The sequence below is a fragment of the Kitasatospora sp. NPDC094028 genome (assembly GCF_049543595.1).
GTDB lineage: Bacteria > Actinomycetota > Actinomycetes > Streptomycetales > Streptomycetaceae > Kitasatospora.
On the sequence record NZ_JBMVFA010000104.1, the window covers coordinates 1 to 1295 of the forward strand.

A 1295-nucleotide genomic window follows, 5' to 3' on the forward strand; every position below is an offset into this window, starting at 1 on the left:
CTTGACGCGCGTCCCGTTCCTGACGTGAGCCCCGTTCCTGACGCGACCCCCGCTCCTGACGCGAGCCTCCGGCCTTCGCGCCCCTGGCGTCCGCCCCGTCCGTGCCCAGCCAGCTCGCCAGCTTGCCGCCGTGCGCGACCGCGCGCAGCCGCGCCTCCGCCGAGTCGCGGACCGGGTCGGTGGCGACCACCAGGAGTTCGTCGCCGCGCCGCAGCACCGTGCTGGGCAGCGGCACGAAGGACTTCCCCTCGCGCACGACGAGGGTCACGGCGGACCCGGACGGCAGCCGCAGCTCGGCGATCTCCACGCCGTGCATCCGCGACTCCTCGGGGATGGTCACGGACAGCAGATGCCCGCGCAGCCGCTCCAGGGGCGCCGACTCGATGCCGAGGTCGGCCGCCTCGCCCTTCTCGCCCAGCCGCAGCGTGCGCGCCAGCCACGGCAGCGTCGGCCCCTGGACGAGGGTGTAGACGACGACCAGGACGAAGACGATGTTGAAGATCCGCCGGCTGCCGTCGACGCCGTTCACCATGGGGATCGTCGCCAGGATGATGGGGACGGCGCCGCGCAGCCCCGCCCAGGACATCAGGGTCTGCTCCTGCCAGGGCACCCGGAACGGGGTCAGGCTGAGCACCACGCTGAGCGGGCGGGCCACCATGGTCAGCACCAGGCCGATGACCAGGGCGGGCACGACGTCGTCGCCCAGTTCGTGCGGGGTGACCAGAAGGCCGAGCAGGACGAACATGCCGATCTGGGCGATCCAGCCGAGCCCCTCGGCGAAGCCGCGGGTGGCCGGCCAGTGCGGCAGTTTGGCGTTGCCGAGCACCATGGAGGCCAGATAGACCGCGAGGAAGCCGCTGCCGTGGCCCAGGGCGCCGGCCGCGTACGCCGAGATGGCGATCGCGAGGACGGCGATCGGGTAGAGGCCGGAGGCGGGCAGCGCCACGTGCTTGAGGCCCCAGGAGCCGACCAGGCCCACCGCGAGTCCCACGGCCGCGCCGATGGCCAGCTCCAGGGCTATCTCGCCGATCAGCATGTACCAGTGCTCGACCGGTCCCGCCGTGGAGAACGCGACGACCAGGATGACGACCGGGGCGTCGTTGAAACCCGATTCGGCCTCCAGGGTGCCCGTCACCCGTGCGGGCAGGGGAATCCTGCGCAGTACGGAGAAGACCGCCGCCGCGTCCGTCGAGGACACCACCGCGCCGATGATGAGCGACTGCCGCCAGTCCAGACCGACCAGATAGAGCGCGCCCGCCGCGGTGATCCCGACGCTGACCGCGACGCCCGCCGTC

Annotated in this window: 1 protein-coding gene; it reads right to left on the reverse strand. The window is 72.6% G+C overall.

Annotated features, from left to right (window positions below; all coding sequences use genetic code 11):
• A partial coding sequence (locus tag ACPC54_RS42090; RefSeq protein ID WP_498973038.1) for a potassium/proton antiporter occupies positions 1 to 1295 on the reverse strand: 1295 nt, incomplete at both ends.